The organism is Rhodanobacter sp. G2-10, from assembly GCF_055809185.1.
Map to the genome: position 1 here is coordinate 278,368 of NZ_CM147900.1, position 25,808 is coordinate 304,175.

At 64.2% G+C, this 25,808-nt stretch carries 22 protein-coding genes and 1 pseudogene; 6 read left to right on the plus strand and 17 right to left on the minus strand.

Annotated elements, in window-relative coordinates; translation table 11 throughout:
- Positions 1-49: 49 nt before the first annotated feature.
- Positions 50-268, minus strand: coding sequence for a hypothetical protein (locus tag AC0L58_RS01215; protein ID WP_473685880.1), 219 nt, complete (start codon positions 266-268; stop codon positions 50-52).
- Positions 269-638: 370 nt separating this feature from the next.
- On the minus strand, positions 639-3,392 hold the full coding sequence (gene polA, locus AC0L58_RS01220) for a DNA polymerase I (protein WP_473685882.1): 2,754 nt from the start codon (positions 3,390-3,392) through the stop codon (positions 639-641).
- A gap of 150 nt (positions 3,393-3,542) precedes the next feature.
- Here polA and AC0L58_RS01225 point away from each other — a divergent pair, with 150 nt between their 5' ends.
- Complete coding sequence (locus AC0L58_RS01225) at positions 3,543-4,052, plus strand: DUF2782 domain-containing protein (RefSeq protein WP_473685884.1); 510 nt, start codon at positions 3,543-3,545, stop codon at positions 4,050-4,052.
- 111 nt (positions 4,053-4,163) lie between these two features.
- Here the strand turns inward: AC0L58_RS01225 and AC0L58_RS01230 are convergent, their stop codons facing one another.
- The 12 genes and pseudogenes from AC0L58_RS01230 to cutA all read right to left on the minus strand — a co-directional run bounded on the left by AC0L58_RS01230 (position 4,164) and on the right by cutA (position 15,684).
- Positions 4,164-4,874, minus strand: coding sequence for a glutathione S-transferase (locus AC0L58_RS01230; RefSeq protein WP_473685886.1), 711 nt, complete (start codon positions 4,872-4,874; stop codon positions 4,164-4,166).
- Positions 4,875-5,122: 248 nt separating this feature from the next.
- Positions 5,123-6,733 (minus strand): bifunctional phosphoribosylaminoimidazolecarboxamide formyltransferase/IMP cyclohydrolase, encoded by a 1,611-nt coding sequence (gene purH / locus AC0L58_RS01235; RefSeq protein WP_473685887.1) that lies wholly within the window; start codon positions 6,731-6,733, stop codon positions 5,123-5,125.
- 107 nt (positions 6,734-6,840) lie between these two features.
- A complete protein-coding gene (locus tag AC0L58_RS01240) occupies positions 6,841-7,137 on the minus strand; it encodes a helix-turn-helix domain-containing protein (RefSeq protein WP_473685889.1) in 297 nt (98 codons plus the stop codon).
- 162 nt (positions 7,138-7,299) lie between these two features.
- On the minus strand, positions 7,300-8,157 hold the full coding sequence (locus tag AC0L58_RS01245; RefSeq protein WP_473685891.1) for a zinc-ribbon and DUF3426 domain-containing protein: 858 nt from the start codon (positions 8,155-8,157) through the stop codon (positions 7,300-7,302).
- Between the two features lie 109 nt (positions 8,158-8,266).
- Positions 8,267-9,166 (minus strand): 50S ribosomal protein L11 methyltransferase, encoded by a 900-nt coding sequence (prmA, locus tag AC0L58_RS01250; RefSeq protein WP_473685893.1) that lies wholly within the window; start codon positions 9,164-9,166, stop codon positions 8,267-8,269.
- A 360-nt stretch (positions 9,167-9,526) separates the two neighbouring features.
- On the minus strand, positions 9,527-10,909 hold the full coding sequence (gene accC / locus AC0L58_RS01255; protein ID WP_473688521.1) for an acetyl-CoA carboxylase biotin carboxylase subunit: 1,383 nt from the start codon (positions 10,907-10,909) through the stop codon (positions 9,527-9,529).
- 46 nt (positions 10,910-10,955) lie between these two features.
- Positions 10,956-11,337 (minus strand): annotated as a pseudogene (locus AC0L58_RS01260) (four helix bundle protein).
- 17 nt (positions 11,338-11,354) lie between these two features.
- The gene (accB, locus tag AC0L58_RS01265; protein WP_473685895.1) at positions 11,355-11,822 is read right to left on the minus strand and encodes an acetyl-CoA carboxylase biotin carboxyl carrier protein; all 468 of its coding nucleotides are present in this window, start codon (positions 11,820-11,822) and stop codon (positions 11,355-11,357) included.
- 69 nt (positions 11,823-11,891) lie between these two features.
- On the minus strand, positions 11,892-12,350 hold the full coding sequence (gene aroQ / locus AC0L58_RS01270; protein ID WP_473685897.1) for a type II 3-dehydroquinate dehydratase: 459 nt from the start codon (positions 12,348-12,350) through the stop codon (positions 11,892-11,894).
- Between the two features lie 143 nt (positions 12,351-12,493).
- Positions 12,494-13,042, minus strand: coding sequence for a TlpA family protein disulfide reductase (locus tag AC0L58_RS01275; RefSeq protein WP_473685899.1), 549 nt, complete (start codon positions 13,040-13,042; stop codon positions 12,494-12,496).
- Entirely contained in the window at positions 13,042-15,243 is a 2,202-nt protein-coding gene (locus tag AC0L58_RS01280; RefSeq protein ID WP_473685901.1) for a protein-disulfide reductase DsbD family protein, read from the minus strand. The genes AC0L58_RS01275 and AC0L58_RS01280 overlap by 1 nt, the downstream gene beginning before the upstream one ends.
- A gap of 117 nt (positions 15,244-15,360) precedes the next feature.
- Entirely contained in the window at positions 15,361-15,684 is a 324-nt protein-coding gene (gene cutA / locus AC0L58_RS01285; RefSeq protein WP_473685903.1) for a divalent-cation tolerance protein CutA, read from the minus strand.
- Between the two features lie 375 nt (positions 15,685-16,059).
- On the opposite strand from cutA, the gene AC0L58_RS01290 reads away from it, so the two are divergent.
- From AC0L58_RS01290 to AC0L58_RS01305, 4 genes are all read left to right on the plus strand, one after another.
- Positions 16,060-16,353, plus strand: coding sequence for a co-chaperone GroES (locus tag AC0L58_RS01290; RefSeq protein WP_077514513.1), 294 nt, complete (start codon positions 16,060-16,062; stop codon positions 16,351-16,353).
- Positions 16,354-16,485: 132 nt separating this feature from the next.
- A complete protein-coding gene (gene groL / locus AC0L58_RS01295) occupies positions 16,486-18,144 on the plus strand; it encodes a chaperonin GroEL (RefSeq protein ID WP_473685906.1) in 1,659 nt (552 codons plus the stop codon).
- On the plus strand, positions 18,110-18,559 hold the full coding sequence (locus AC0L58_RS01300) for a type II toxin-antitoxin system HicA family toxin (RefSeq protein WP_473685908.1): 450 nt from the start codon (positions 18,110-18,112) through the stop codon (positions 18,557-18,559). The genes groL and AC0L58_RS01300 overlap by 35 nt, the downstream gene beginning before the upstream one ends.
- 37 nt (positions 18,560-18,596) lie before the next feature.
- Entirely contained in the window at positions 18,597-19,016 is a 420-nt protein-coding gene (locus AC0L58_RS01305) for a type II toxin-antitoxin system HicB family antitoxin (RefSeq protein WP_473685910.1), read from the plus strand.
- Between the two features lie 22 nt (positions 19,017-19,038).
- Here the strand turns inward: AC0L58_RS01305 and AC0L58_RS01310 are convergent, their stop codons facing one another.
- From AC0L58_RS01310 to AC0L58_RS01320, 3 genes are all read right to left on the minus strand, one after another.
- Positions 19,039-19,674, minus strand: coding sequence for a hypothetical protein (locus AC0L58_RS01310; protein WP_473685912.1), 636 nt, complete (start codon positions 19,672-19,674; stop codon positions 19,039-19,041).
- Between the two features lie 14 nt (positions 19,675-19,688).
- A complete protein-coding gene (locus AC0L58_RS01315) occupies positions 19,689-20,510 on the minus strand; it encodes an HNH endonuclease (protein WP_473685914.1) in 822 nt (273 codons plus the stop codon).
- A 267-nt stretch (positions 20,511-20,777) separates the two neighbouring features.
- A complete protein-coding gene (locus AC0L58_RS01320) occupies positions 20,778-22,673 on the minus strand; it encodes an LTA synthase family protein (protein ID WP_473685916.1) in 1,896 nt (631 codons plus the stop codon).
- A gap of 176 nt (positions 22,674-22,849) precedes the next feature.
- Between AC0L58_RS01320 and glnE the strand changes: the two genes are divergently transcribed.
- Positions 22,850-25,723 (plus strand): bifunctional [glutamate--ammonia ligase]-adenylyl-L-tyrosine phosphorylase/[glutamate--ammonia-ligase] adenylyltransferase, encoded by a 2,874-nt coding sequence (gene glnE, locus AC0L58_RS01325; protein ID WP_473685918.1) that lies wholly within the window; start codon positions 22,850-22,852, stop codon positions 25,721-25,723.
- The last annotated feature ends 85 nt before the right edge of the window (positions 25,724-25,808 follow it).

A 25,808-nucleotide genomic window follows, 5' to 3' on the forward strand; every position in this document is an offset into this window, starting at 1 on the left:
CAAGAGAAAACCGCCGCAAGCGGCGGTTTTCGGGTGTGGCCGGGGTAGCTCAGCGCTTGCGCATGAACCCGCCAATGGCCAGCAACGCACCTACCACGATGCCGACGATGCCGATCCATTGCGGCACGCCCTTGTCATGGGTGGCGGTGAGTTTGGCCGAGCCCACCTGCACCAGCGTATCGGTATCCTGGTAGAAGGCATGGCCTGCCACGATCCAGATGCCGGCGGCCAGCAAAATGATGCCAATGATGATCAAGCCTGCTCGCATGGTGTACCCCCTGGGTGAATGTGCGCCAAGTATGGCCCGAACCGGTGTGCACAAAATGTACAGATTGGGCCGGTGCGGCGTCTTCCGGGGTTTTGCGGCGTGACCGATGCCGAATCGACGGCCAAAAAAAGGCTCCGAAGGTTAGGGGGAACCTTCGGAGCCGGGGCCGGACGCGTGAACCCAGGGGAGTGGTGCGCGACCGTGGCAGTCCAGGGAGGTGGACCCGCCGTGGATGCCGTTGCGTGCATCCGATGGATTGGAACGCGCTTTCGGAGAAAAGTTGCCGGCTCCGGCAAAAAAGTTCACGACGCATTCAGATCCGGGCGAAGGGTCGCCGGCCCTGACTTGCAAGGAGCCGCCCCGCCCCGGCTCAATGCGCCTCGTCCCAGTTGGCACCCACGCCCACGTCGACCAGCAACGGCACGGCCAGCTCCGCGGCCCCGGACATCCGTTCGATCACGCCGGCACGGATGGCATCGACGGCGTCCGCGCGCACTTCGAACACCAGTTCGTCGTGCACCTGCATCAGCATGTGGGCGTCGTCGCGCTCCTTCAGCCACGCAGCCACCGCGATCATCGCGCGCTTGATGATGTCCGCCGCGCTGCCTTGCATCGGCGCATTCACCGCCGCCCGTTCGGCACCCTGGCGCAGGCCGTGGTTGCGCGAATCGAGGTTCTCCAGATACAGCCGGCGACCGAAGATGGTCTCGACATAGCCGTCGCGATGCGCCTGTTCGCGGGTCGCCTCCATGAACGCGTGCACGCCGGGATAGCGGGCGAAGTAGCGCGCCATGTAGTCGCTGGCCTCGCCACGGTCCACACCCAGTTGTCTGGCCAGGCCGAACGCGCTCATGCCGTACATGAGGCCGAAGTTGATCGCCTTGGCGGCACGCCGCTGGTTGGCGCTGACGTCCTCGGGCTTCAGGCCGAACACTTCGGCGGCGGTGGCGCGGTGGATGTCGCCGCCTTCGTGGAAGGCCTTGAGCAAGCCTTCGTCGCCGGACAGGTGCGCCATGATGCGCAGCTCGATCTGCGAATAGTCCGCCGCCATCACTCGCCAGCCGGCGGGCGCGATGAAGGCCTGGCGGATGCGTCGGCCCTCCGCGGTGCGCACCGGGATGTTCTGCAGGTTCGGATCGGAGGAGGAGATCCGTCCGGTGGCGACCGAGCCCTGGTGGTAACTGGTGTGCACGCGGCCGGTGCGCGGATTGACGATGCCGGAGAGCTTGTCGGTGTAGGTGGAACGCAGCTTGGCCAGCCCGCGGTAGTCGAGGATCAGGCGCGGCAGTTCGTGGGTGTCGGCAATGGCCTCCAGGGCTTCTTCGTTGGTCGAGGGCTGGCCCTTGGGCGTTTTCAGTTTTGCCGCCAGGCCGAGTTCATCGAACAGCACGGCCTGCAATTGCTTGGGCGAGTCGAGGTTGAACTCGTGTCCGGCCAGCGCATAGGCCTGCTGCTGCAACTCCACCATCCGCTTGCCCAGTTGCTGGCTCTGCGCACGCAGCTCGTCGCCATCGATCAGCACGCCACGACGCTCCATCTCGGCCAGTACCGGCACCAGCGGAATCTCGATGTCCTGATACACGTCGCGCAATGCCGGCACGCCCTCCAGTTTCGGCCACAGCGCATGGTGCAGGCGCAGGGTGACGTCCGCATCCTCGGCGGCATAGCGGCAGGCGGTGTCGAGATCCACCTGCGAGAAGGAAATCTGCCTGGCGCCCTTGCCGGCGACTTCCGCGTACTTCACGGTTTCGTAGCCCAGGTACATCTTGGCCAGCGAGTCCATGTCGTGGCGCGTGGCGGTGGCGTTCCACACGTAGGACTCCAGCATCGAATCGTGTGCAAGTCCATGCACCGCGATGTCGTAGTGCGACAGGATGTTGATGTCGTACTTCGCGTGCTGGCCCAGCTTGGGCCGCGACGGATCCTCGAAGATCGGTTTCAGCGCAGCCAGCACCGCATCCCGATCGAGCTGCTTCGGCACCCCCGGATAGTCGTGGCCAAGCGGGATGTAGCAAGCCTTGCCTGGCTCGACTGCGAGGCTGAGGCCGACAATGTCGGCGCGCATCGCGTCGATGCTGGTGGTCTCGGTGTCGAAGGCGATCAGCGGTGCATCCCGCAACTTTTTCAGCCAGCCGTCCAACGCTGGCTGGGTGACGATCAACTCGTACTCGCCGGATGCAGCCAGCGCGGCATCGGGCGTGTCGCCGGCCGTGGCCTCGTTGACTGGCGCGCCAGCCGACGTCGCCCCGATTCCCGATTCCCGGTTCCCGGTTCCCGGCTCAACGCCATCCAACTCCTTCAGCGCCGCCTTGAACTCGTAACGTGCATACAACTCGCGCAGCTGCTCCACGTCCGCCTCGCGCTGGGCCAGCCCGGTGGGGCCGACATCCAGCGCCACGTCGGTCTTGATCGTCACCAGCTCGCGCGACAGCGGCAGCTGTGGCAGCGCGGCACGCAGGCTCTCGCCGATCTTGCCGCCAATCTTGTCGGCGTTCGCCATCACGCCATCGAGCGTGTCGAATTGGGCCAGCCACTTGGCGGCGGTCTTGGGGCCGCACTTGGGCACGCCCGGCACGTTGTCCACCGTGTCACCGGTGAGCGCGAGGAAGTCGATGATCTGCTCCGGCCGCACGCCAAACTTTTCCATCACGCCGGCGCTGTCCATCACCGTGTTGCTCATGGTGTTGACCAGGGTGACGCGCGGGCCGACCAGTTGGGCCATGTCCTTGTCGCCGGTGGAAACCTCGACCTCGATGCCCAGCTCGCGCGCCTGCACCGCCAGGGTGCCGATCACGTCATCGGCCTCGACGCCCGCCACGCGCAGGATCGGAAAGCCCAGCGCGCCGACGATGGCAAGCATGGGTTCGACCTGGGCGCGCAGGTCGTCCGGCATCGGCGGGCGGTTCGCCTTGTACTGGTCATACAGCTCATCGCGGAAGGTCGGGCCTGGCGCATCGCTGACGAAGGCCAGATAGTCCGGTTTGGCCTTCAGCGTGGCGCGCAGCATGTTGACCACGCCGAACAGCGCACCGGTCGGTTCACCCCGGGCGTTGCTCAGCGGCGGCAGCGCGTGGAATGCACGGTAGAGATAGGACGAGCCGTCGATCAGGATGAGTTTGGGCATGGAGTGGGTTGACCTATGCGAAGCAGGTTGCGCCGGGAACGGGTGGTACGCGCACCCCGAACATTCTCGCATGGGCGATAACGCATCGCGTTTCACGAATGACTGGTGCATGCCCCTGTTATGCTCGAACTCCCGATCGAGGTTGCCGCCATGAAAACCGCCCATCTGCTGGTTGCCGTCACCATCGCGTCCGCCGCCATGATGGCCTCGGTCGCCCACGCCCAGGCCTATACGCCGGGCCAGGCACCGCCGCCGCCGGGAATGAACGATCCGGGCGTGCAGGCCACCGCCCCCGCCGCCAGCGCCGCGGCACCCGCGCCGGCGGCCACGCCCAAGCCGGACCTGCATCCGTTGACCTTGCCGGCGATGAAGAGCGGTGACAGCCGGATGGGACGCCCGGCGTCGGAACCGACGGTGGAGATTCGGCAGCAAGGCGAAAACACTGTGCAGGAATACAGCCGCAACGGACGCGTTTACATGGTGGTGGTCACGCCCAAGCACGGGCTGCAGCAGACCTACATGGTCGATCCGCAAGGCCGACTGGTGGACGAGCACGGCCAGCGACGCGCTACACCGACACTCTACAAGGTGCTGGAGTGGGGCAAGAGCAGGCCGCCGGCGGCGGAGTCCGACGCGCCTGCGTCCAGCAGCAGTCGTTGAGTCGAGCTGACGGCGGGTTGCCGGCTGCCGGGTCCGGCCTGGTGGAAGCCGATCCTTCGGTTGGCATGAACCTCATGGCCGCGCTGGCCGTCGCGTTGTTGCGAGCCTGATTCAGGCCGGATCATCCAGCTCCGGGTAGTGCCGGAAGATGCCGCTCTCGTTGAATGGCAGGCGTCGCGACGATGCCAGGTAGGCAGCGATGCGTGGTCGTTGTGCCACGCGCTCCTTCAGTGTCTGCAGCAACGGCAAGCCGCGCCCCAGCCGCTGCATGGCGCGTGGGAATGCGTACTCCAGCCCACTCATCACCTGGAACAACGACAGGTCGACGTATGAATGCGCATGAAGGACATGATGGCCTCCCGCGCGCTCGATGGACTGCTCGAAGTAGTCGAGATATTTCGACAGTCGTGTTCCGCGCAGGCCGGTGGCACGGCGGCACGCTTCGGTGCGCTGATCCTCGTAGTACAGACTGCCGGCGATCGGGTGATGGGTGTCGTGCACTTCGGCGACCAGGTCGGCGATGGTCAGTTGCAGTTGGTGTGCATACAGGCGTCGTTGTTCGCTGGCCGGCACCAGTTCGAGTGGCGGCCCGAGATACTGCAGGATGTTTGCCGTCTGTGCGATCAGCAGGCGGCCGGCCTTGAGGAACGGCGGCGCAAACGGCAGCGGGCCCTCGTGTACGCCGTCGAGGTATTGCATCATCGCGTCGTTGCCCCGTTCACGGGCGACGTCTTCATAGCTGGCGCCAGCATCCTCGAGTGCCAGCCGGACAAACTCGCCGCGGCCCTGGATGCCGGTCCAGTAGAACAGGTGATAGTGCATGGCAGCCTCCCGTGTGCGGGTGGACGCCCAGCGTGCGCCTGTGTGCGTGGAGACTCAATGACGATCCGGACACGCCGCAATCCCACGCCGTCATCCCGGCGAAAGCCGGGATCCAGTGCCTTCGCAATGGTTTGAGACGCGGGATGATCGGACAGTCATCTGCTGAAAAACCATTCCAGCCTGATCAGCTTCCGGTTGTTGAAAAGCCTCTTGCTTGCGTGGCGAGCAGGGGCCTGGACGGACATCCGTCAGTGACGGAAGTGGCGCATCCCGGTGAAGACCATCGCCATGTCGTGCTCGTCGGCGGCGGCAATCACCTCGCTGTCGCGCATCGAACCGCCCGGCTGGATCACCGCGCTGATGCCCGCGGCTGCGGCGGCATCGATACCATCGCGGAACGGGAAGAACGCGTCACTGGCCATCACCGATCCGCGTACTTCGAGTTTTTCGTCGGCGGCCTTGATGCCGGCGATTTTTGCGCTGTAGACGCGGCTCATCTGGCCGGCGCCGATACCGATGGTGCGGCGATCGCGTGCGTAGACGATGGCGTTGGACTTGACGAACTTGGCCACCTTCCAGGCGAAGATCAGGTCGTGGATCTGCGCCTCGGTCGGTGCCTTGCGGGTGACCACCTTGAGGTCGGCGGCCGTGATCATGCCGGTGTCGGCAGTCTGGATCAGCAGCCCCGAACCCACGCGCCGGGAATGGTTGCCGGGATGCGCATCGACCAGACTGCCATCGGCCGGCAGCGGGATCTCGAGGACGCGCACGTTGCCCTTCTTGGTGAAGGCCTTCAGCGCGTCATCGGCATAGGCCGGCGCCAGCACCACTTCCACGAATTGCCGCTCGACGATGGCTTTCGCCGTGGCGCCGTCCACCTCGCGATTGAAGGCGATGATGCCGCCGAACGACGAGGTGGGATCGGTCTGGAAGGCCAGCTCGTAGGCCTTGCCGATACCGTCAAGGCTCACCGCCACGCCGCACGGGTTGGCATGCTTGACGATCACGCAGGCAGGTTTGACGAAGCTGCGAACGCATTCCCACGCGGCGTCGGCATCGGCGATGTTGTTGAACGACAGCTCCTTGCCCTGCAACTGGTTGAAGCAGGCCAGCGTGCCGGGATGCGGATACAGGTCGCGGTAGAACGCAGCCTGTTGGTGCGGATTCTCGCCGTAGCGCAGGTCCATCAGCTTGGTGAAGCGGCCGTTGACCTGCGCCGGGAACGTGGCGTGGCCGGCGATCGCGTCGTGCGTGTCGTTGAGTTCCAGGCCGGACAGGTAGTCGCTGATCGCGCCACCGTAATTGGCCACGCGATTGAACGCGCTCACCGCCAGCTTGAAGCGCGTGGCGCGGCTCAGTCCGCCGTTCTGCTCGATCTCGGCCAGCGCCTCTTCGTATTGATCGGGCGAGGTCAGCACGCCCACGTCATTCCAGTTCTTCGCTGCCGAGCGCAGCATCGCCGGGCCGCCGATGTCGATATTCTCGATGGCGTCCTCGAGCGTGCAGTCCGGCTTGGCAACGGTGGCTTCGAACGGGTAGAGGTTGAGCACCAGCAGGTCGATCGGCGCAATGCCCAGTTCAGTCATCACCGCGTCGTCGATGCCGCGCCGACCCAGCAACCCGCCGTGGACCTTCGGGTGCAGCGTCTTGACGCGACCGTCCATGATTTCCGGGAAGCCGGTGACGTCGCTGACCTCGGTCACCGCGATGCCCGCCTCGCGCAGCGCCTTCGCACTGCCGCCAGTGGAAAGCAGCTCAATCCCGTTCGCGGCAAGTCGCCGCGCCAACTCGATCAACCCCGTCTTGTCGGAAACGCTGAGCAGCGCGCGGCGAACGGGAACGACGGCAGGGGCGGACATGTTGGCTCCGGGACTCGGGATGGGAAATTCGTGGCTGCAGCGGCGCGGCGATCAAGCTGGCGGTTTCGGCTCTTGCAAATCCCGAATCCCCAATCCCGAATCCGCTCTCAAAGCAACCCGTGCGTGGCCAGCTTCTTGCGCAAGGTGGCGCGATTGATGCCCAGCGCGACGGCGGCGCGACTCTGGTTGCCGTCGTGGAACGCCAGCACCTCGCGCAGCAAGGGCATTTCAACCTCGCGCAACACCAGCGCATGCAGGCCTTCGGTGCATTCGGTGTCACCAATGTCCGCCAGGTAGCGGCGTACCGTGCGAGTCACGCATTCGCTCAACGCACTATGAGAGCCGGCAGCATGCGACGAGGACGAAACGGCGGCCTCGGTAGCAGGCAGTCTTGCGGCATTCACGGATAGTTTCCCTCGCCTACGATACGGCGGCTACATGGGCCGCTGCGATTGTGATGATTCAGTGTGTACTCGCGGGATGATTCGGATACCGCAAGGCATCCAGCGCGAGAGGTCGAGTCTACCCGTGTGCGCCGACGATTTTAAGTCCCCGTGGCATTGCGTTCATTCAAAACCGAATTCGAACGCCACTGCCTTGTCGCCGGGGTCCTCCACCTCCAGCAGCAGCACGGCGGTATCCCCCGGGGCCAGGCCGTGCTGCAGCACCTCGCTGTCGTCCAGGTATTCATCCGGCTGCAGGCGGCGCATGGCCAGCCGCTGCCCCTGTGCGTTGAGGAGGGTGATGGTCAGCACCGGATAGGGTTGGGCGAAGATGGCATCGTTGCGCACGCTGGCGCTGATCATCAGAGCATCGGAGACGCTGGGGTGCGCCTGCACATTGCTGGCGAGCAGGCGCAGTCTGCCCGGCGCTGCCACCAGCGGCAGCTGGCACCGCAGCACCGCGCAGCTGCTGCGCAACCAGCCACCCACGACCGGGTCGCGGATCAGGGCATCGCGCTTTGCCCACCCCAGCTGACACAACAGCAGCGACGAGAGCAGCACGCAGGCGAGCACCCATGGCCACTGTCGTTCGCCCGACGCTGCGCGCGGGCGCCGTGGCTGTTCACGCACTTGTTTGCGCGCGCGCTTTCGGCGCGGTTCCCGGGCGAAGCGTGGTGCGAACACCAATTGCGAGAAATCATCGGTGGCTGCCGCCACGGGCGCCGTCGCATCGTCGGATGTCACCACCACCGCGGGTTCAGGCGGTGGGCGATAGACCACCAGGTCGACGCATGGTGGCTCGAACGCAGGCTCGTTCACCGGCAGTTCGATGAAGGGTTCGGGCGGCAGTTGGTCCGTGAGGGTGGCAACGCTGTCGAAGCTGGCGTGGCAATGGCCGCAGATGACGTGGCCATGGGCTCGCGCAAGCATCTGCGCGTCCAGCGAAAAGACGGACAGGCATTCAGGACACTGGGTATACATGCGGGCCGCTGTCAATCGATATGGCGGCAAGCTTAGCAGCCTGCACGCGCCAGCCCGTGTCGCGGTGACCATCGGTCAACACGAGAAGGCGACCTTCGGTTGACTGTTTTCAGGCGCGCCGCCGGCCGCTGATGCGGACCCAGTCCTCGCGCCTATCCACCCGCAACTCGTCGAACCATTCGTGATAGCGCTGCAGCAGTTCGTCCTGTTGACCGTCGAGAATGCCCGAGATGGCGAACGGTGCGCCGGGTTTGGCGGCGGCGGCGAAGGTGGGCGCGAGTTCGCCGAGCGGGCCGGCGAGAATATTGGCGATGAAGACATCCGTTGCCACGTTGTCGGCATCCTGGGGCAGGAACAGCGTCAACGCTTCGGCGATGCCATTGCGTTGGGCGTTGTCGGCGGATGCGATGAGCGCCTGTGGATCATTGTCCACGCCGATCGCGCTGGCGGCACCAAGCTTCAGCGCGGCGATCGCCAGGATCCCCGAGCCGCAGCCGTAGTCGGTGATCGTCTTGCCGGCGAGGTGGAGGCGGTCCAGCCACTCCAGGCACAACGCGGTGGTCGGATGGGTGCCGCTGCCGAAGGCCAGACCCGGGTCGAGTCGCACCACCACCATGCCATCTTCCGCTGGTGGCTCGATATTCCACGGATAGATCCACAAGCGTCGGCCGAACTGCATTGGCTTGAATTGATCCATCCAGGCACGTTCCCAGTCCTGGTCGGCGACCTCCTGGAAGCCGAGCCGGTCCGGCTCCAGCCACGGCAGCAGTTCACCCAGCGCCTCGGCCAATCCGCGCCGATCCGCGTGTTCCTCGAACAGCGCCTTCAGGGTGATCGTCGGCCACAGCGGCAACTCCCCCACGCCCGGCTCGAAGATCGCCTGTTCATCCGGCGTCTGGGCGTCCGCATCCTGCAGCGTGATCGAAATTGCACCGAGGTCTTCCAGCGCCTCTTCCGCACGCGGCTGCTGTTCGGTGCGGACGATCAAGGAGAGTTCGAGGAAAGGCATAAGGCGAGTAGTGAGGGGAGAGGAGTGAGTAGAGAGAGAACAGCAGAAGCGTGGGGAATGGTTTGCGGAGTGGGGGCTCGGCTGACGAGCCGAACCGCCGGCCCTCTCTCACTCCTCACTCCTCTTCCCTCACTCCTGACTATCGCAAGCTTGCGGCTTGGTGCTTCGCGTCGAGGTTCTTCGGCGCATCTTCCGCACCCGATTGCGCTTCAGTGCAGACGATCGGGGCCGCGTAGGGCGAGTAGTGAGGGGAGAGGAGTGAGTGGAGAGAGAAAGGCAGAAGCGTGAGGAATGCGCGGGGAGCGAGTTCGTGTGAGGCGCCGAAACGCCGGCTCTCTCCCACCTCTCACTCCTCTTCCCTCACTCCTGGCTCTGGCCACTCCCGGCCGCGGCTTTCTCTTTCTGCTCCGCCATGCGTTTTTCGAGATAGTGGATGTTCTGGCCGCCGTGATGGAAGCCGGCGTCGGCCATGATCCGTTGCTGCAGCGGGACGTTGCACTTGACCCCTTCGATCACGGTCTCGGCCAGCGCCAGACGCATGCGCGCGATGGCGGTTTCGCGGTCGGGACCGTGCACGATCAGCTTGCCGATCATCGAATCGTAATTCGGCGGAATCTTGTACCCGTCGTACAAATGGGTGTCCACTCGCACGCCCGGGCCGCCCGGCGCCTCGAAGCGCTTGACTGTGCCTGGGCTGGGCATGAAGGTGTCCGGGTCCTCGGCATTGATGCGGCATTCGATCGCATGGCCGCGGACCACGATGTCCTCCTGCTTGAGCGAGAGCTTTTCGCCGCCGGCAATCAACAACTGCTCGCGCACCAGGTCCACGCCGGTGATCAACTCGGTCACCGGGTGCTCGACCTGGATGCGGGTGTTCATCTCGATGAAGTAGAAGCGGCCGTTTTCGAACAGGAACTCGAAGGTGCCCGCGCCGCGGTAGCCGATGCGGATGCAGGCGTCCACGCAGACCTTGCCGATCTCGGCGCGTAGCTCCGGCGTGATGCCGGGCGCGGGGGCCTCTTCGACCACTTTCTGATGGCGGCGCTGCATCGAACAGTCGCGTTCGGCCAGATGGATGGCGTTGCCCTGGCCATCGGCCAGTACCTGGATTTCCACGTGACGCGGATTCTCCAGGAACTTCTCCATGTACACCTGATCATTGCCGAACGCCGCCTTGGCTTCGGCCTTGGTCATGGTGATGGCATTGCCCAGGTGCGCTTCGGTGCGCACCACACGCATGCCGCGACCGCCGCCGCCACCGGAGGCCTTGATGATGACCGGATAGCCGACCTCGCGTGCGATCTTGATGTTGGCGTCCACGTTCTCGCCGAGCGGCCCGCCGGAGCCGGGCACGCATGGCACGCCGGCCGCCTTCATGGCGCGGATCGCCTCGACCTTGTCACCCATCAGGCGAATCACCTCCGCGGTCGGCCCGATGAACACGAAACCGGATTGCTCCACCTGCTCGGCAAAATCCGCCCGCTCGGACAGAAAGCCGTAGCCCGGATGGATCGCCTGGGCGTCGGTAATCTCCGCCGCCGCGATGATTCGCGGGATATTGAGATAGCTGTCCGCCGACGGTCCGGGTCCGATGCAGATGGCCTCGTCGGCCAGGCCGACGTGCTTCAGGTTGCGATCGACCGTGGAATGTACCGCCACGGTCTTGATGCCCAGACTGTGGCAGGCACGCAGCACGCGCAGGGCGATTTCGCCGCGGTTGGCGATGACGACTTTTTCTAACATGGGAATAGGGAGTCGGGAATGGGGAATCGGATGTCGGCAAGCCTTGTCATGACGCACCTTTGGGTTGGTTCAACGCATTCATCAAGGCAGTGAGCCGGGCAAATACGCGGTTGATCAATTCGTTCGAGGTCGATGACTGTTCTGCATAACCCAGTCGAACTGCAATCTGGCATTGGGTATCGAGTTCGGACAATGAACCACGAGCCATGGAATGAAAACGACGGTATTCAGGACTGGATCGTCGCGCCGCGCCTTCGGCAATGTTCGAGGATGCTGACGGCGGCGCGGCGAACCCGCGATATGAGTCCGAATCGTTCGGTGTCGGGAAAGGGTGCGGAAAATGCGTAGATGATTTCGACAAGCCCCATGGCGTCCTGCCAGACCAGCAATCCCTCACGCGGCCGCTTGAACGAATCTCGAATCCCCATTCCCGAATCCCGTCCCCTCAGGCAATCACGAACATCGGTTCGTCGAACTCCACCGGCTGGCCGTTTTCGACCACGATGGCCTGCACGGTGCCGGCAACTTCGGCTTCGATCTGGTTGAACATCTTCATCGCCTCGATCACGCCCAGCGTGTCGCCGGCCTTCACCTGCTGGCCGACCTTGACGAACGGGGCGGCGCCCGGCGTGGCGGCGGCGTAGAAGGTGCCGACCATCGGCGCTTTCACCACGTGTCCGGCGGGCAGCGCGTCGGCGGCGGGGGCTTCGGCAGCGGCAGGTGCTGGCGCGGGCGCCGAGGCCGGTGCGACGGCGACAGCGGCGGGAGCCGGTGCAGCCGGTGCCGCCACCGGCGCGGCATTCTTGGGTACACGCGACAGGCGGACGACTTCCTCGCCCTCCTTGATCTCCAGTTCGGCGAGGTTGGATTCCTCGAGCAAGTCGATCAGTTTCTTGATTTTGCGCAAATCCATCGGATCAGCCTTTGGTCAGTCATGCCACGGTGAGTGGCTGGAATCGAATAGGGTTGCCGGCCGTGAGGTTCAGGCCGTGGCGGGTGGGGTGGCCTCAAGCCGCTGGATCGCCGCCTCCAGCGCCAATGCATAGCTGGTGCGGCCGAAGCCGCAGATTACGCCAACGGCCAGGTCGGCGAGATGCGAATGGTGTCGGAACGGTTCACGCGCAAACACGTTCGACAGGTGCACTTCGATGAACGGGATCGCCACCGCCGCGAATGCATCGCGCAGCGCGATGCTGGTGTGGGTCAGGCCGCCCGCATTGCAGAGAATCAACGCAGTCCGGTCGTCACGCGCCTGATGGATGCGACCGATCAACTCGTGCTCGGCATTGGACTGGAACCAGACCAGCTCGTGGCCCGCCGCCTGCGCGCGCTCGGCCAGTGACTCGTTGATTGCGGCCAGGGTCTCGCGACCGTAGATCTGCGGTTCGCGGGCACCCAGCAAGTTGAGATTGGGTCCATGCAGGACCAGGATCTTGGCCACGAGTCGTCCAGCTTGCGTCCGGATAGCCCGGTACCGTGCGCAGTGTGCGCGCACCGGGCGATGTTGTCCAGTTCACTGCAGATCGGCGATGTTTGACGGAGAAGCGCGGGTTTGCCCTGCGCTGGCGTATGTCTGCGGCCTTGCTATGGCTGGGTTGCCGCGGGCGCCAGCCACGCGGCCAGCTGGGCTGGTGACAGGGCACCCGCATGCGTGGCAATAATGCGGCCATCTTCGCCTATAAATACGCTATAAGGCAGTATTTCGCGCGTATCACCCAGTTGCAGCGACGTGCTCGGGGCGTCCAGTTGACCCAGTAAAATCGTGTAACTCACCGGATGTGCGGCGAGAAAGGTACGAACGCGATCGGCATCATCCATGGCAATTCCGAGCACGATCGCCCCATGTTCGCCGAACTTTTCCTGGGCCTGATTGAGCGTCGGCATTTCCTCCAGGCACGGGCCGCACCAGCTGGCCCAGAAATTCAGCAGCACGCGCCGGCCGCGGTAGTCGGTCAGCGCATGGGTACGCCCCTGCAGATCGGAAAGCACCAGCGCAGGCACAGGCTTGCCGATGATGGCCGGATCGCCATCCACGCCCGTTCGTGCCTGCCGTGGGTGCTGCTGGATGAGTCCGCCGATGATCGCCGCCAGCACCGCCAGTGCCAGGATGATCTTGGTGCCGCGATCGAACATCAGCGGGCCGCGTCGGTGAGTGCCTGCTCGACCATCGAGGAAGTCAGCACGGTGGACAGTTGTCGGCCGGGTCCGCCGTGTTTCGGAAACACCACGTACAGCGGCACGCCGGGCGAGTTGTATTGGGCGAGGAAGGCGCTGATGGTCGGGTTCACGTCAGTCCAGTCGCCCTTCATGTACACCGCGCCGGTGCGTTGCAACAGGTCGCGGAAGCGCTGGGTATCCAGCACGGTGTGTTCGTTCGCCTTGCAGGTGACGCACCAGTCGGCCGTCATGTCGACGAATACGGGCGTGCCGGCAGCGCGCAGTTCGGCCAGCTTCTGCGGGCTGTAGGCGACCACGCCATCCTCGGTCAAGCCGGTGCTGGACGGTGGCGGCACGTGGGTCAGCAACACCATCGGTACCAGCGTGGCGATCGCCAGCACCGCGACGGCAAGTCTGCTGATCGCGCCGCGCGAGCGGCTGCGTTCGAACCACCACAAGGTCATCGCCAGCAGCACCATCGCCACCAGCACCAGGCCGACCGCATCGGCGCCACGCTGGTTGGCCAGCACCCAGACCAACCACACCGCGGTGAGGTACATCGGGAAGGCCAGCACCTGCTTCAGGGTTTCCATCCAGCGACCGGGTTTCGGCAGCAGACGTGCCAGCGCCGGCACGAACCCGATCGCCAGGAAGGGCAGCGCCAGGCCGAGGCCCAGGGCCAGGAATACCAGGAAGGCCGACAACATCGGCGCCGTGAATGCATAGACCAGCGCGCTGCCCATGAACGGCGCGGTACAGGGTGTGGCCACCACGACGGCCAGTACGCCGGTGAAGAAGTCGCCGGCGGGTCCGGCGCGGCGGGCCAGGCCGGCGCCGGTATTGCCCAGCGAGGCACCGAACTGCACCACCCCGGACATCGACAAACCCACCGCCAGCATCACGCAGGCCAGCACGCCGACCAGCAGGGGTTGCTGCATCTGCGTGCCCCAGCCCAGCGCATGACCGGAAGCGCGCATCGCCAGGATGCCCATCCCCAGCGCGGCGAAACTGGCCAGCACGCCGGCGGTGTAGAACAGGGCGTGGCTGCGTCGCGTGGCGGGGTTCTCACCGCCTTCCAGCACGCTGACTGCCTTGATCGACAGCACCGGCAGCACGCAGGGCATCAGGTTCAGGATCAGGCCGCCGGCCAGTGCCAGCAGCAAGGCGGCGAACAGGCCGATCTGCCATGGATTGCTGCCGGTGCCTGCCGCAGGGGGCGGCGCACTGGGGGGCAGCGTCTTGCCGCTGGTGGCGCTGGCGTTGCCCAGATCGATGGTCACGCCGCGGTTCATCACCGGATAGCACAGCCCGCCTTGCTGGCAGCCCTGGAAACTCGCCTCCAGCTTCAGTTGGCTATGTCCGGCGAGGTCACCTTCGATCTTCACCGGCAGCTCGACCTCGTCGAAATACACGGTTACATCGCCGTAGTGCTCGTCGTGATGCGCCACCCCTGCCGGCCACGCCGGTTTCAGCACGAGCCCGGGCGCGTCCGCGAGGCGGAGCGTGGTCTGGTCGCGATACAGGTAGTAGCCTTTCGGCATGGTCCAGCGCAGCAGCAACTGATGCGGGCCCTGTGCCAGTGCGGCAAATCGGAATGCCTGTTCCGGCGGCAGGGCGGCGTCATCGACGCCGCCGGCAGGGGAGCTGCCGATGGCTTTCAATGCGGCACCCAGCGAACCGGCGCCGGGCGTCGTGGTGTCCGCGGCATCCGCACCGGTGCCTGCGGGCAGGGCCAGATCGAGTTGCTCGGTGTGCGGCGGGTAGCAGATTTTCGGATCGACCTCGTGGCAGCCCTGGTACTGCACGCTCAGCCGCAGCCGCGTGACTCCGGCTGCCACGCTGTAGGGAATGCTGGCGTCGACGCTATGGTGATAGGTCTCGACGTCGCCGAGGTACTCGTCGTGGTGCTTTTCGCCGTCGGGCAGTTGCGCTTCGCCCAGGCTCACCCCTTCGCCGGCCTTGAACTTCATGCGGCCGCGATAGAGGTAGTAATCCGGCGCGATGGTCCAGTGCAGCTTCAGCACGCCCGGGGTCGCCGCGTCGGCGCTGAGCTGGTAGGCCTCGGTGACCGGCAGCAGCCCGTCGGTTTCCTGCGCGAACGCGGGCAGGGCGACGCACAGCAGGCCCAGGCAGACGAGCAGACGGGTGGCCATTCGGCCGATGGACAACGAACGCATCACGACTCCAGCAACGAAAACCTGTGCGACGCAGGCATCGGCCCATTATGGCCCAGGAGTGTCCCCTGGCCGCAGCTTGCTTCATTTCGCCGCGCCTGGACCGCAGGGTGGAGCCGATCAGTCCCGGCTTTGCTGGCGAACCCAGTCGAGATAGGCCTCATGGCCCTGGCTCACCGACACGGCGATCAACTCCGGCACGTCATAGGGATGCAATGCCAGCAGGCGACGTTCCAGCGCGGGCAGGCGGGTGCTGGTGGTCTTGATCAGCAGCAGTTGCTCGCTGTCGGTCTGCACGGCTCCTTCCCAGCGATAGGTCGAACGGATGCCGGGCAACTGGTTGACGCAGGCTGCCAGCCGCTCGCCCACCAGGGCTTCGGCGATCCGCTGCGCGCTGGCGGTGTCGGGACAGGTGCAATAGCAAAGCAGGACGGCTTCTGACATGCCCCGCAGCCTACCCCCGCACCGGCCGCAAACCCAGCTCTGCGGCTGATCCGGGCTGGTGGTGACGTCAATATCCTGATTCAGAAGGTGTGGCGGCACCCTCGCTGTGCCTCGGGGTTGCGCCTGCCGGCTCTTGCTGCGGCGTTTGGGTGGGCCCAGATCAGTCGACCGACTGCTGATCCGCGAAAGTCACTGAGCGGCAGCCCTTGAAACCCGCCCCGATCCACCCAATTAGCTGTTCGTTCCCCTTTCAAAGCTCTTGCAGCGGCGATCTGTACCGCTAAAATTAGCACTCACCTACCATGAGTGCTAACAAGATCGGCGAATCGGGTCTTGCAAGCCTCGTCCCACCTCAATCGACATCGGAGTCCTTCCATGAGCAAACTGCGTCCGTTGCATGATCGCGTCATCGTCAAGCGTCTCGAAGAAGAGCGCGTTTCCGCTGGCGGCATCGTCATTCCCGACAGCGCCACCGAAAAGCCCACCCGCGGCAAGGTTGTCGCCGCCGGCACCGGCCTGATCATGGCCGACGGCAAGGTCCGTCCGATGTCGCTGAAGGAAGGTGACACGGTGCTGTTCGGCAAGTACGCCGGTCAGGAAATCAAGATCGACGGCGAAGATCTCGTGTTCCTGAAGGAAGACGACATCGTGGCTGTGATCGAAGGCTGATTGGTTGGGGCTGCGGGTGGTTGAGCGCGATTGAAGGTCAAAAGCGCGCACGCCAGTCGCCGTTGGCTCCTTCTGGCAGTTTTTTCGCACGATTTTCCATTCTTATTTCAATTTTTTTGAGGCAAAAAAATTATGTCCGCTAAAGAAGTCCGTTTCGGCGAAGACGCCCGCGCCCGCATGCTCAAGGGCGTCAACACCTTGGCCAACGCGGTCAAGGTGACCCTCGGTCCCAAGGGCCGCAATGTCGTGCTCGAGAAGAGCTTCGGCGCCCCCACGATCACCAAGGACGGCGTGTCCGTCGCCAAAGAGATCGAGCTGGCTGACAAGTACGAGAATCTCGGCGCGCAGATCGTCAAGGAAGCCGCTTCCAAGACTTCCGACGTTGCTGGCGACGGCACCACCACCGCCACCGTGCTGGCGCAGGCGTTCATCCAGGAAGGCCTCAAGGCGGTTGCCGCCGGCATGAACCCGATGGATCTCAAGCGCGGCATCGACAAGGCCGTCTCGGCCGCCGTCGGTGAGCTGAAGAAGCTGTCCAACCCGACCGCCAACGACAAGGAAATCGCCCAGGTCGGCACGATCTCGGCCAACTCCGACACCGACATCGGCGACATCATCGCCACCGCGATGAAGAAGGTCGGCAAGGAAGGCGTGATCACGGTCGAGGAAGGCTCCGGCCTGGACAACGAGCTGGACGTGGTCGAGGGCATGCAGTTCGATCGCGGCTACCTGTCGCCGTACTTCATCAACAACCAGACCTCGCAGCAGGTCGAAATGGATGACCCGTACATCCTGATCCACGACAAGAAGGTTTCCAACGTGCGCGAGCTGCTGCCCGTGCTGGAAGCCGTGGCCAAGGCCGGCAAGCCGCTGCTGATCGTGGCCGAGGAAGTCGAGGGCGAGGCGCTGGCCACGCTGGTGGTCAACACCATCCGCGGCATCGTCAAGGTCGCCGCCGTGAAGGCGCCGGGCTTCGGTGACCGTCGCAAGGCGATCCTGGAAGACATCGCGGTGCTGACCAACGGTCAGGTCGTGTCCGAGGAAGTCGGCCTGTCGCTGGAGAAGACCACGATCAACGATCTGGGTCGCGCCAAGCGCATCGTCATCACCAAGGAAAACACCACCATCATCGACGGTGCCGGTGAAGCCGAGAAGATCCAGTCGCGCATCGGCCAGATCAAGGCGCAGATCGAGGAGACCTCGTCCGACTACGACCGCGAGAAGCTGCAGGAGCGCGTGGCCAAGCTGGCCGGCGGTGTTGCCGTGATCAAGGTCGGTGCCGGCACCGAGATCGAAATGAAGGAAAAGAAGGCCCGCGTCGAAGACGCCCTGCACGCCACGCGCGCAGCGGTCGAGGAAGGCGTGGTCCCCGGTGGTGGCGTCGCGCTGATCCGCGCGTTGAAGGCCGTCGAAGGCCTGAAGGGCGACAACGTCGACCAGAACCACGGCATCGCGATCACCCGCCGTGCGCTGGAAGCGCCGCTGCGCTCGATCGTCGCCAACGCCGGTGACGAGTCGTCCGTGGTGCTGAACAAGGTCAAGGAAGGCAAGGGCAACTTCGGCTACAACGCTGCGACCGGCGAGTACGGCGACATGATCGAGTTCGGCATCCTGGACCCGACCAAGGTCACCCGTTCGGCCCTGCAGCACGCCGCGTCGGTGGCTGGCCTGGCCATCACCACCGAGGCCATCGTTGCCGAAGCGCCGAAGAAGGACGAAGGCCACAGCCACGGCGGCGGCGACGCCGGCGGCATGGGTGGCATGGGCGGTATGGGCGGCATGGGCTTCTAAGCACGCGCTACTCGCCATCATCCTTGGTGGCGAGTATCAAGGCGCGACCCCGCGTGGTCGCGCTGCCCCGCAAGAGTCTTTGCAACAAGAAAACCCCGCTTCGGCGGGGTTTTTCTTTGGGGGCTCGCAGCGTGCCCGTGATCTGCTCGACTCGTGCCCGCCGCCGATTCGTCTGGTCATGCAAGTACACAACAAAAATGTTGCTAAACTGGGCTTTCTGCCGACAAGGATGGGGCTGATGAAATACAGCGAGTTTCTGCGCTGGCTCAAGCAGCAAGGCGTGAGCTTCGAACCAGGCAGAGGCAGCCATCGGATCGCTCGATACAAAGGAAAGGTTTCAGTGTTCCCGTTCCACGGTTCGAAAGATATACCCGAGCCCTTGCGCAAGAAAATTCTCAAGGACCTCGGGCTTTGAACCCTCGTTCGCAACCCACTTCGTGCAGGAGTCAGGCATGCAATATCCAGTCAAATTGACCGACGCCGATGGCGTGGTGATGGTGACCTGTCCAGCCCTCCCCGAGTTTTCCAGCGTCGGCGGCAGCAAGGATGAGGCCCTGCGCGAAGCCGTTGACGGCATCGAAAGCACGCTGGAGACATACATTCAGGATCGTCGCGATATTCCCCTCCCCGGCGTGTGCAAACGTGGCCACCATCTGGTGACCCTGCCGCCACTGGCGGTCGCAAAACTCGGCTTGTATCGAGCCATGCAGGCCCGGCATCTGCGCAAGGCCGATCTGGCGCGCATGCTCGGCGTGCACCTGCCGCAGGTCGATCGACTGCTGGATTTGCGCCACCGCTCGAAATTGGAACAAGTGGAGACTGCGCTCAATGCGCTGGGGTGTCGGCTTGAGGTGACGGTCTCGGCGGCGTGAGGGGGACGACCTGACGTATCCGCTAAAAGCAATTGGGCGATAGTGTGCAGTCCCATTGCCCATCCACCTTGAGGAACCGACAAGTCAGCGCCCTGAGGCTACCCGACAACGGGAGTGTGGAAACTTCCTCAGAAGTCGCTTCGCGGAGGCCTTGGTATTCATGAAAAGCGTGGTCGTCGTCGGTCGGACCATCGCTAAACGCGTAGAGTTGATGGCACAGGGTGGGCACCCCAACCTGTTCGGCAACAAAGTAGATGCCCGCATCACAAACTTCGCGAATCAAGTCATCTTCAATGCCGGTAGAGTCGCCATGCAAAAGCAGCATGCCGCAGGCTTTGTAGTTTGAGGCATCGCGGTATTGGTAGACGAAAACGGTTCGACTGCCATCGTCGATGTCTTCATGCAGGTAGTAAATCGCGTCCGGCGTATCGGAATCCCATGCACGCTGTGTCATGACATATCCAAGGTTGTTGACGATATGGAAGCCGGGTGATGCGTACAAGTTTTCATCTTCGTAGCAGCCTGTATCAATGATCGTCCATACATGTTCAGGCGGTTGATCCTTCACATCGTCGTAGTAAAACATCTCGCCGTCGGACTTCTGGATGACACCCCATTCATCCCAGAACTGATCCTCGGAAATAAAGAGATGATTCATCACTTGGTACCCGGTCATGTGGTTGAATCCAATGTGACGTTGCGATGTTGCGCGATAAAGGAGTGGCTCGGGAAAAATCGCTCTGGCAAGTCAATGGGTTTGTCTGCCGCAACCCAGAAGACTGCACGCAGGAATTTGTCCTTGGCGACCTTGAGTTGTTCGGAAAGAAGTACGCAGAAGTCGTCACTAAGCGTGAACAAGTGACTATCGAATGCCTTGTCATGGATCGCAGAGAGACAGAGACCATTGCTTGGATTCAGTCGATTTCTCTTGTCTACACTCCACGGAACAATGTGACTGGCGACGAGAAGTCGTGGATCGCTGACCCCAGAAATGCAGCAGCGGCCTCGATAGCTGGCGAGTACGGCACGGCGGAAGAAGTTCTGTTTGATGCGCTGTTGCACGAGTGCTGCGCGTGTTTCGCCAGTGAAATCGATGGATGCGAATCCGTCAGTGGCATCGCTGGTGGTCTCGGGTTTGAGGTCATGCTCTTGTAACAAGTACTGGTGCAGTTGTGCGCATTCGACGGCAAGTCGCTCCCAGTCGGCGTGAAATTCATTCCAAATTTTCCGGTCAAGTGCCGAAGCACCGTTAAGCCCTCTGCGCCCTGTACTGGTGATCGACGGGTCGAGGCTCGCGAAGTTGACCAGCTTCATTGCCACCGCGCTTGGCGTGCGGCCAATCAGTCTGGCCAGTTCGACAATGCGTGGATTCTTGTTGTGTAGCTGTCCAAACGGCGTCTGGCAGTAGAAGTTGAATGCCAACTTGAGTTGTTCCGGCGTCCAGTTGCCCGTGCCGCGAAAGGCATCTGGCGACACATCGATTGCACCGGTCATGAGGTTTCCTTGACGATGGATTTCTAAGCCATGCGCTTTGCTTCTGCCGATCATCGGCACGACGGCTACTACAGCATGGAGGCGTCTCAGCACTTGAGAGGGTGCTGTAGCGGAGCAGCGTCAGCGCGATGGTGGATGTGGACGTGCTGGGCAGTGCTGCAGAGCAGATTCAACTTAAAGCACAATGTAATTGAAGGATGTATCGACCACCTTGCGGCATCCGATAGTCTAGTTGCCTTGTCACTCGTTGCGGCTGCCACGACACCGTCAGCGCAGCGTTCCCGACTTCGCGTGCGGCGGAGCGCCAGCGTCATTGGCAGCGACGCCATGGGTGGGCACTGACAGCGGGGTCGGCAGCAGCTTGTCCAGTTTCCCGTCGATGCGCAACTGGTCGATGCTGCGCATCGCCAGATCGAGCTTTTCCCGCTCGGGATCTTCGGGTTTTGGTGGTGCGCCGGGCGCCATGGTGAGTGCGGCCAACTTCGGGCCGACGAGTTGGGTGAGGGCGAAGTAGGGGTCGTCGTGGATGCCAGCCTGCTCGAGCAGCTGGCCTGGCAGCAGCCACGCGGCGGTGTCCTCGTCTACGGGTTTGCCCTTGGCGTGCGGGTTGACCATCAGCCAGATGCCGGCCTGGCTCAGCATGTCGCGGCCATCCACGAAGCCGGTGGTGTGAAAGCTGCCGGTGAGTGCAGGCAGGTGGTCGCCGTAGAACAGCACCAGGCTGGGGCGCTGCCGCTTTGCGAGCCACGCCACAAGTCGACCCAGCTCGGCGTCGGCGTGCTTGATGTGATAGAGGTAGGTCTGCATTTCCAGCTTGTCGCGGCCGGTGATTTCCGCGAGGACGGGAATCGCGTCGCGCTCGGCGACGTGGGCCGGCTCGATGTCGTACGGACCGTGCGCCTCGATGCTGATGGCGAAGATGAACTGCGGCGGGCCGCTGTCCTTCAGCAGATCCATGATCTTGTCGGTCATGGCGCTGTCGGTCATGTACTTGCCGTCATTCGACGCGGTATCGGGGAAGCCCGATTTCGACACGAAGCGATCGAATCCGATCGCCTTGAATGCGGTGGTGCGGTTCCAGAATGCAGGATCGTTGCCGTGCAGGGCCAGCGTGCTGTAGCCATGCCGCTCCAGGGTGCGAACCAGGCTGGGCAGCGATTTGTGGCTCATCTGCAGATACGGAAACTGCAGGTTGTCGAAGTAGCGCAGCGACAGGCCGGTGAGCACCTCGAACTCGGTACGGATGGTGCCGCCGCCGAACGTGGGCACATGCAGCTTGCCGCTGATGCCGTGGGCGGCCAGCCGGCGGAGGTTTGGCGTGAAGTCGGTGTGCTCGAAGCCGCGCATGATGGTGGGGTCGAACAGGGACTCGCTTTGCACCACCACGATGTCAGGCAGTTCGCTGGAAGCTGCCGGTTGCTGCATGGCCTGCAGCAAGGCCGGGGTGGTTTGGGTGATCAGCTGTTCGGCGGCGGCGCGGTCGGGCTTGCGATGGCTGCCGCCAAAATGCAGATGGAACAGCACCAGCGAACTGATCAGGCCGGAGTGGTTGGCGGTGGAACGGGCCGACCAGGGTTCCAGCCAAAGCACGCGCGAGTTGTAGATCTTGCCCCATGCGGACAGGCCGGCAAGGATGCTGATCAATATGGCAACGAGCACGCCGCCCGCGACCACACGTTTGCCGGCACGCCGTTTGGGCAGCAGCGGCGGCTCGAGTCGCCAGGCCAGCACGACCAGCGCCAGCACGGCGAGCATGGCCAGATAGGGCCATGGGCTGTGCGGCAGGTAGCCGGCCAGCACGTGCAGTCCGCCTTTGCGCAGTTGGCCGATCATGCGGAAATCGTCAGGCAAAAGCGGCGTGCCGAGGTTGGCGACCTTGAGTTGGTTGACGCCGTAGATCACGGCCTGGAGCGCGAATGCCAGGCCGAACGAGAACAGCGCGCGACGGGTCCACAGCAGCAGTGCGCCGGCCAGCAGCAAGCCGGGCAGGGCGTTGGCCAGTGGGAAGCGGGTTTGCTTGATCAGCTGCGTCGCGGTCACGCCCACGCCGCCGTCGACCAGCCCGGTCAACAGGACGAAGACCAGGATCAACAGCAGCACCATCGCGGTGCGCGAGATCAGCGGGCGCCAGTCACCGCTGGCGTTGGGGAATTTCAGGGACATGCCGCTCCTGCGCGTGTCGTCTTGAGTGGATTCGCCAATGTAATCAGGCCTGGATGAACGGCACGTGGGCGCCGAACGGCGAGTTTCGGGGCTTGGCGACAGCAAATCAACGCGCCGGCTGTTCTTCCGTGCACGGCGCAGTCGGCAGCGCGCACGCACTGCGGCACAATGACCCGATGAGCCACCCCGAATCCGCCGACCTGCGCGCCCTGATCGACGACCGCTACCGCGAGTTGAGCGCGCGTTGTCGTGCCGCTGGCGTGCCGCTGCATGACGATGCCGGTGTGGCCGAACGGATTCGCCGTACGCTGCTGGCCAGCGACTTCGCCTTCGATGTCTGGTGCCGCCAGCCGGATTTGCTCTCGCCGCAGGGGCTGGAGCGGCTGCGCTCCGGCAATGACGCGAGTGCACGTCTGGGTGCGCTGACCCTGCCCGACGACGAGACGGGTTGCATGGCCACGCTGCGCCGCTTTCGTCATGCCGAGGCCTTGCGCCTGGTGTTCCGCGACGTCAACGCCCTGGACGACCTGCCGGAGACCCTGTCGGCCACCAGCGTTCTGTATGAATCCCTGCTGTCGGCGGCGCTGGGGTGGGCGACCAACGCGATGGCGGCCCGCTACGGCCACAGCCGCAACGCGGAGGGTGAGCTGCAGCGGCTGCTGGTGTTCGGCTTTGGCAAGCTGGGCGGCAGCGAGCTCAACTTCTCCTCCGACATCGACCTGCTGTTCGCCTATCCGCAGGGCGGGCACAGCGATGGCGCCCGTTCGCTCGACAACAGCGAGTATTTCGTTCGGCTCGGTCGACAGCTGGTGCGGCTGTTGAACGAACCGACGATGGACGGGATCTGTGCCCGGGTCGACATGCGCCTGCGGCCGTTTGGCCAGTCCGGACGCCTGGCGCTGTCGTTTGCCGCGATGGAACAGTACTACCAGAGCGAAGGGCGCGACTGGGAGCGTTACGCATGGATCAAGGCGCGTCTGGTGGCTGGCGATCGTGCGGCGGGCAAACAACTGCAGGAGCTGCTGCGGCCGTTCGTCTATCGCAAGTATCTCGACTACACCGCCTTCGCCGGCTTGCGCGAAATGAAGGTGCTGATCGACGCCGAAGTGGCACGCAAGGACCTGGCCGACAACCTCAAGCTGGGTCCCGGCGGCATCCGCGAGATCGAATTCATTGTGCAGCTGGTGCAATTGATTCGTGGCGGCCGCGAGCCTTCCCTTCGCGTGCGCGGCTTGCTGCCGGCGCTGGCGGCCTGCGAGGCGCGTGGGCACATCGGCGCCCGCCGCGCGCGGCGTCTGCGCGAAGCCTACCTGCTGCTGCGTCGGGTCGAAAACCGGGTGCAGATGCTGCGTGACGCGCAGACCCACGACATTCCCGACGATGGCTTGAGTCGTGAGCGTATCGCGCTGAGTCTGGATTACGCGGACTGGGACCTGCTCAACCAGGCGCTGATGACGCAACGTGCCATTGTCAGCGAGGAGTTCGCTGCCGTGTTGATGCCTGACCACGGCCGGACCACGGGCGCGCCGGTGGCCGACGTGCGCTTGTGGGAACTGGCTTGCGACGAGTCGCTCGACGTGGCCACGCTGGAGGCCTCCGGTTTCGTGCCGGCGACCGAGTTGGCCGATGCCCTGCTGAAGCTGCCGCAGGCCTCGCAGGTGCGGGCGATGTCGCCACGCTCGCGGGAGCGGCTGGACCGCTTGTTGCCGCAGCTGCTCGGCGCCGCTCGCGCTACGCCGGCGCCGGTGTCCAGTCTGCTTCGCCTGTGCCGGTTGATGCAGGCGGTCGCCCGGCGATCGTCTTATCTCGCCTTGCTGGACGAGCAGCCGGCGGCGCGCCAGCGGCTGGTCCGGTTGTTCGCCGACAGCGCGTTTCTGGCCGAGCGCGTGATCGCGCAGCCGCTGCTGCTGGACGATGTGCTCGACCCTCGCATCGATCAACTGCCGTTCCGGCGCGCGGATATCGCCGCCGAGATCACGCGCGTGCTGGGTACGCTGGACGAGCGCGATGCGGAGACCGAGCTGGAGCGGATCACCGAGTTCCGCTCGTCCACGGCCTTTCGCCTCGGCCTGGCGTTCAACGATGACCGCGTCGAGGCGGTTGCCACCGCCCGTCGCCTCGCCGCGCTGGCCGAGTCGGTGGTGGGCGCGGTGCTGGCGCTGGCCGAGCGCGACCTGATTTCCCGGCACGGACGGTTGCCCGGCGAAGGCTCCGGTTTTGCGGTGCTCGGCTACGGCAGCCTCGGCGGCGAGGAGCTGGGCTTTGCCTCCGACCTGGACCTGGTTTTCGTTTTCGATGGCAGCCGCGCGCAGGTCATGAGCGATGGCGAGCGGCCACTGGAAGGATTCCGCTGGTATCAGCGACTGGCACAGCGCGTGATGAACTGGCTCACCATGCTGACCCGCGCCGGGCGCTTGTACGAGGTGGACACACGGCTGCGACCGGACGGTTCCAAAGGCCTGCTGGTGAGCAGCCTGGAGGCATTCATTGCCTACCAGCAGAGTCGTGCCTGGACATGGGAACATCAGGCGCTGCTGCGCGCACGTCCGGTGGCGGGTGATCCCGCGCTTCATCAGGAGCTGGCCAAGGTGCGCCGCACGATCCTGGGCGCGCCGCGAGTGCGTGCCACGGTATTGACCGAGGTCAGCAGCATGCGCCAACGCTGGCGCGCCGAACGCGACCGTTCCGACCAGCACCAGTTTGATCTGAAGCAGGGCCACGGCGGCCTGCTCGACATCGAATTCGCGCTGCAGGGGTTGGTGCTGGCGCACGCGGAAGCGCATCCCGAGTTGCTGAAGGTCACCGCCAACGCGAAGTTGATCGAGGCATGCCGTGCCGCCGGTTTGCTCGATGACAGGCAAGCCGCAGCCCTGGCCCATGCCCATGCCCACCTTTTGCAACGTGCGCTGGCCTGCACGCTTGATTTGCGTTCACGCATCACGCCGCGTGATGCATCATTGCAACATCTATGTGACGGTGTGCGCGAAATCACCGATGCGCTTGGCTTCGGCTTTGCCCCCGGCGATGGTCCGGTCGCATCATCCGGGTGAGCCGTACCGAAGCATGGCTGGCTGGCGAAACTTGAACGCCGGTCAGCGGACAGGCAACATCAAGCGAACTGGGGGACGTAACAGC

Bases quoted from the DNA above. Each gene is read 5' to 3' on its own strand.
- AC0L58_RS01275 (WP_473685899.1), bottom strand. From the start codon at position 13,042: ATGTTCGATCGCGGCACCAAGATCATCCTGGCACTGGCGGTGCTGGCG.
- prmA (WP_473685893.1), bottom strand. From the start codon at position 9,166: ATGCCTTTCCTCGAACTCTCCTTGATCGTCCGCACCGAACAGCAGCCG.
- accC (WP_473688521.1), bottom strand. From the start codon at position 10,909: ATGTTAGAAAAAGTCGTCATCGCCAACCGCGGCGAAATCGCCCTGCGC.
- accB (WP_473685895.1), bottom strand. From the start codon at position 11,822: ATGGATTTGCGCAAAATCAAGAAACTGATCGACTTGCTCGAGGAATCC.
- cutA (WP_473685903.1), bottom strand. From the start codon at position 15,684: ATGTCAGAAGCCGTCCTGCTTTGCTATTGCACCTGTCCCGACACCGCC.
- AC0L58_RS01310 (WP_473685912.1), bottom strand. From the start codon at position 19,674: ATGAATCATCTCTTTATTTCCGAGGATCAGTTCTGGGATGAATGGGGT.
- polA (WP_473685882.1), bottom strand. From the start codon at position 3,392: ATGCCCAAACTCATCCTGATCGACGGCTCGTCCTATCTCTACCGTGCA.
- glnE (WP_473685918.1), top strand. From the start codon at position 22,850: ATGAGCCACCCCGAATCCGCCGACCTGCGCGCCCTGATCGACGACCGC.
- groL (WP_473685906.1), top strand. From the start codon at position 16,486: ATGTCCGCTAAAGAAGTCCGTTTCGGCGAAGACGCCCGCGCCCGCATG.
- AC0L58_RS01290 (WP_077514513.1), top strand. From the start codon at position 16,060: ATGAGCAAACTGCGTCCGTTGCATGATCGCGTCATCGTCAAGCGTCTC.
- AC0L58_RS01280 (WP_473685901.1), bottom strand. From the start codon at position 15,243: ATGCGTTCGTTGTCCATCGGCCGAATGGCCACCCGTCTGCTCGTCTGC.
- AC0L58_RS01230 (WP_473685886.1), bottom strand. From the start codon at position 4,874: ATGCACTATCACCTGTTCTACTGGACCGGCATCCAGGGCCGCGGCGAG.
- AC0L58_RS01245 (WP_473685891.1), bottom strand. From the start codon at position 8,157: ATGTATACCCAGTGTCCTGAATGCCTGTCCGTCTTTTCGCTGGACGCG.
- AC0L58_RS01320 (WP_473685916.1), bottom strand. From the start codon at position 22,673: ATGTCCCTGAAATTCCCCAACGCCAGCGGTGACTGGCGCCCGCTGATC.
- AC0L58_RS01215 (WP_473685880.1), bottom strand. From the start codon at position 268: ATGCGAGCAGGCTTGATCATCATTGGCATCATTTTGCTGGCCGCCGGC.
- AC0L58_RS01305 (WP_473685910.1), top strand. From the start codon at position 18,597: ATGCAATATCCAGTCAAATTGACCGACGCCGATGGCGTGGTGATGGTG.
- AC0L58_RS01315 (WP_473685914.1), bottom strand. From the start codon at position 20,510: ATGACCGGTGCAATCGATGTGTCGCCAGATGCCTTTCGCGGCACGGGC.
- purH (WP_473685887.1), bottom strand. From the start codon at position 6,733: ATGTCCGCCCCTGCCGTCGTTCCCGTTCGCCGCGCGCTGCTCAGCGTT.
- AC0L58_RS01225 (WP_473685884.1), top strand. From the start codon at position 3,543: ATGAAAACCGCCCATCTGCTGGTTGCCGTCACCATCGCGTCCGCCGCC.